This is a genomic window from Streptomyces huiliensis, from assembly GCF_020037025.1.
In the GTDB taxonomy this organism is placed as follows: domain Bacteria; phylum Actinomycetota; class Actinomycetes; order Streptomycetales; family Streptomycetaceae; genus Streptomyces; species Streptomyces huiliensis.
Window position 1 is genome coordinate 1 of sequence record NZ_JAIQLH010000383.1, and the last position, 4,623, is coordinate 4,623.

The window sequence follows — 4,623 nt, forward strand, 5'->3', positions numbered from 1 at the left end:
CGCCGCGCCCGGGCAGCTGCCCGCCGAGGAGCTCCCGGCGGCGGTCACCCCCGCCGCCACCCCCGAGGAGCCGGCCGCCGCCCCCACGCAGCCGGAGCCCGCCGAGCCGGAGGCCCCGCAGGCCCCCGCGCCGGTGCACCTCGCCCTCGTCCGCGACGACGAGCCGCGGCAGGAGGAACCGGCCGACACCACCGCCGAGGCGACCGCCGAACAGGCCACTGCGGAGCAGGCCACCGCCGAGCAGGCCGACGGCGTGGACACCGCCGAGGAGCCGCTCGCCGAGGAGCCCCGCATGCCCCTCGGCCCGCCCGCCGACGGCTTCGCCGCCGCCGAACGCGAGGCCGTCCACCGCGTGATGCGCGAACGCCGCGACATCCGCAACGGCTTCCGCCCCGACCCCATCCCGCACGACGTCCTGCTGCGCGTCCTGGAGGCCGCGCACACGGCGCCGAGCGTCGGGCACTCGCAGCCCTGGGACTTCGTCGTCATCCGGTCCGCCGAGACCCGCCGGACCATGCACGACCTGGCCAGCCGCCAGCGCGACGCGTACGCCGCGTCGCTGCCCAAGGGCCGGGCCAAGCAGTTCAAGGAAATGAAGATCGAGGCCATCCTCGAGACCCCGGTCAACATCGTGGTCACCGCCGACCCCACCCGGGGCGGCCGGCACACCCTCGGCCGGCACACCCAGCCGCAGATGGCCCCCTACTCGTCGGCCCTCGCCGTCGAGAACCTGTGGCTCGCCGCCCGCGCCGAGGGGCTCGGCGTCGGCTGGGTCAGCTTCTTCGACGAGCGCGAGATGGTCCGCGAACTCGGCCTCCCCGAGCACCTGGAGGTCGTCGCGTACCTGTGCGTCGGGTACGTCGACGAGTTCCCGGACGAGCCCGAGCTGATGCAGGCTGGCTGGTCCAAGCGGCGCCCGCTGTCCTGGGTCGTCCACGAGGAGACGTACGGCCGCCGCGCGCTGCCCGGCGAGGACCCGCACGACCTGCTCGCCGAGACCCTCCGCGGCATCCGCCCGCTGGACGCCAAGGCGCTCGGCGAGGCGTGGGAGCGGCAGAAGCGGATGACCAAGCCGTCCGGCGCGCTCGGCATGCTGGAGATCATCTCCGCGCAGCTCTGCGGCCTGTCGCGCAAGTGCCCGCCGCCCATCCCGGAGCCCGCCGCCGTCGCGGTCTTCGCCGGCGACCACGGCGTGCACGCCCAGGGCGTCACCGCCTGGCCGCAGGAGGTCACCACGCAGATGGTGACCAACTTCCTGGGCGGCGGGGCCGTGTGCAACGCGTTCGCCAACCAGGTCGGCGCGGAGGTCTGCGTCGTGGACGTCGGCGTCGCCGGCGACCTGCCGGCCCGTCCCGGCCTGCTGCCGCGCAAGATCCGCCCGGGCACGGACGACTTCACCGCGGGACCGGCGATGACCCGCGAGGAGGCGCTGCGCGCCGTCGAGGTGGGCATCGAGACCGCCCGCGACCTGGTCACCGCGGGCAACAAGGCGCTCCTCACCGGTGAGATGGGCATCGCCAACACCACCGTGTCGGCCGCCCTGATCTCCGTCTTCACCGGCTCCGACCCGGGTGAGGTCACCGGGCGCGGCACCGGCATCAACGACGAGATGCACGCCCGCAAGATCGACGTCGTCCGGCGGGCGCTGGAGCTGCACCGCCCGGACCCGGCCGACCCGATCGGCGTCCTCGCCGCGGTCGGCGGGCTCGAACACGCCGCCCTCGTCGGCCTGATCCTCGGTGCCGCCTCGCTGCGCACGCCGGTGATCCTGGACGGCGTGAGCGCCGGTGCGGCCGCTCTGGTGGCGCGGGCCATCGCGCCTGAGGCGCTGGCCGCGTGCATCGCGGGGCACCGCAGTGCGGAGCCCGGTCATGTCGCTGCTCTGACGAAGCTGGGGTTGCGGCCGTTGGTGGACCTCGACCTGCGTCTTGGCGAGGGGACGGGTGCGTTGCTGGCCCTTCCGGTCGTGCAGAGTGCTGCGCGGGCCATGCACGAGGTGGCGACGTTCGACAGTGCGGGGGTCGCGGAGAAGGGGTAGCCCTTCCCTGCGGGGCGGGCCCCTCCCCGCCCTTTCACCGGTTCTTGCGGGGCCGGGCCCCGCACCCCCCGAAACCGCGCTCCGCGCGGTTGTCCTCAAACGCCGGACGGGCTGGTTCTCCAGACCGTCCGGCGTTCGGGCGAAACCCCCCGCTAACAAAGCCCACGTAGGGTATGCCCAGCGCCCCTGACCAGCGAGGAGACCCGCAGCCCCCATGGCCGAGCACCCAGACCCCGCCGCCTACCCCGTCGGACTCCGCCTGCGTGACCGCCGCGTCGTCGTCCTCGGCGGCGGTCAGGTCGCGCAGCGCCGGCTGCCCGCCCTGATCGCGGCCGGTGCCGACGTCCTGCTCGTGTCGCCGTCCGCGACCGCGTCCGTGGAGGCCATGGCGGAGGCCGGTGAACTGCGCTGGGAGCGCCGCCGCTACCGCGAGGGCGACCTGGACGGCGCCTGGTACGCGCTGATCACCACCGACGACCCGGAGGCCAACCGGGCCGCGTCCGCCGAGGCGGAGGCCCGCCGCGTCTGGGCCGTGCGCAGCGACGACGCCGAGGCGGCCACCGCCTGGACGCCGGCCACCGGCCGCAGCGCGGGCGTCACCGTGGCCGTGCTCACCGGCCAGGACCCGCGCCGCACGGCGGCCCTGCGGGACGCCATCGTCGAGGGGCTGCGCGACGGTTCGATCGCCGCGGCCCACCGCCGCACCCGCCCGGGCGCCGGCCGCGTGGCGCTCGTCGGCGGCGGCCCCGGCGACCCCGACCTGATCACCGTGCGCGGCCGGCGGCTCCTCGCCGAGGCCGACGTCGTCGTCGCCGACCGGCTGGGCCCGCGCGACCTGCTCGACGAACTGCCTCCGCACGTCGAGGTCATCGACGCCGCGAAGATCCCGTACGGCCGCTCCATGGCCCAGGAGGCCATCAACGACGCCTTGATCGAACACGCGAAGGCGGGGAAGACCGTCGTCCGCCTCAAGGGCGGCGACCCGTTCGTCTTCGGCCGCGGCAAGGAGGAGATGCAGGCGCTCGCCGAACACGGCATCCCCTGCACCGTCGTGCCCGGCATCTCCAGCTCCATCAGCGTCCCCGGCACGGTCGGCATCCCCGTCACCCACCGCGGGGTCGCCCACGAGTTCACCGTCATCAGCGGGCACGTCGCGCCGGGCGACCCGCGGTCGCTCGTCGACTGGCCGTCGCTCGCGCGCCTCGGCGGCACCCTCGTGGTGCTCATGGGCGTCGAGCAGTGCGGCGCCATCGCCGAGACGCTCATCCGGCACGGCCGGTCCGCCGACACCCCGGTCGCGGTGATCCAGGAGGGCACGACCGCCGCGCAGCGCCGCGTCGACGCCGTCCTCGGGACGGTGGGGGAGCGGGTGCGGGCCGAGGGCATACGGCCGCCGGCCGTCATCGTCATCGGCGAGGTCGTGGCGATCGGCCGGGAGGCGGCGGCCCTCTCGGACGCTGCCGGCTCGGACGCCGTCGGCTGAACCCCCGTATCCCACCCGTACGCACCACGAGGCACGTGAGCCCCATGACGCAGTCCCCCCAGGTCATCACCATCGACGACCCCGACGACCCCCGCCTCCACGACTACACCGGCCTGACCGACGTCGAGCTGCGCCGCCGGCGCGAGCCCGCCGAGGGCCTGTTCATCGCGGAGGGGGAGAAGGTCATCCGCCGGGCGGTGGACGCCGGTTACGGCATGCGGTCCATGCTGCTCTCCGCCAAGTGGGTGGACGCGATGCGCGACGTCATCGAGGACGTTCCCGCACCCGTCTACGTCGTCGAGCCGGAGCTCGCCGAGCGGGTGACGGGGTACCACGTGCACCGCGGCGCCCTCGCCTCCATGCACCGCAAGCCGCCGGCCGATGCCGCCGGACTCCTGGCCACGGCCCGCCGGGTCGCCGTCATGGAAGCGGTCAACGACCACACCAACATCGGTGCCATCTTCCGCAGCGCCGCCGCCCTGGGCATGGACGCCGTCCTGCTCTCCCCGGACTGCGCGGATCCGCTCTACCGGCGGTCCGTCAAGGTGTCCATGGGCGCAGTGTTCTCCGTCCCCTGGGCCCGGCTGGAGAACTGGCCGCGCGACCTGGAGACGGTCCGGGCGGCGGGCTTCCGGGTCCTGGCCCTCACCCCGGACGCGCAGGCCACCGCGATGGACGCCGCCGCTCCGCACCGCCTGGAGCGGGTCGCCCTGATGCTCGGCGCGGAGGGCAGCGGGTTGTCCGCCAAGGCCCTGCGGGCGGCCGACGAGTGGGTGCGCATCCCGATGGCCCACGGCGTCGACTCCCTCAACGTCGGCGCGGCGGCGGCCGTCGCCTTCTACGCCGTGACGGCGGGGACGCCGGCGTAGGACCGGTGGCGCCTTCGGCCGGAGGCCGGCGCGGCGAATCGTTTCCGCACCGGCCTTCCCTGGGTACAGCCCGAGGCGGAGCGTCCGCCTCACCACGAGATCCCGCACGGAGAGTGCCGCACGGCATCACCGACCCCGGGAGGGCCCATGCCCGCCGACACCAGGATCCGCTTCCCCGCCGGCTTCCGCTTCGCCGTCAGCCCGCACCTGGAGGAGGCGCGGGCGGGCAACCG

Annotated in this window: 3 protein-coding genes; all 3 read left to right on the forward strand. The window is 75.1% G+C overall.

Features of this window, described 5'->3' with window-relative positions:
* Positions 1 to 2,038 (forward strand): nicotinate-nucleotide--dimethylbenzimidazole phosphoribosyltransferase (gene cobT, locus JNW98_RS33760; RefSeq protein ID WP_223772110.1); only part of this gene is annotated, 2,038 nt, incomplete at its 5' end.
* 214 nt (positions 2,039 to 2,252) lie between these two features.
* Complete coding sequence (cobA, locus tag JNW98_RS33765; RefSeq protein WP_223772111.1) at positions 2,253 to 3,521, forward strand: uroporphyrinogen-III C-methyltransferase; 1,269 nt, start codon at positions 2,253 to 2,255, stop codon at positions 3,519 to 3,521.
* Between the two features lie 44 nt (positions 3,522 to 3,565).
* Complete coding sequence (locus JNW98_RS33770) at positions 3,566 to 4,390, forward strand: TrmH family RNA methyltransferase (protein ID WP_223772112.1); 825 nt, start codon at positions 3,566 to 3,568, stop codon at positions 4,388 to 4,390.
* Positions 4,391 to 4,623 lie beyond the last annotated feature (233 nt).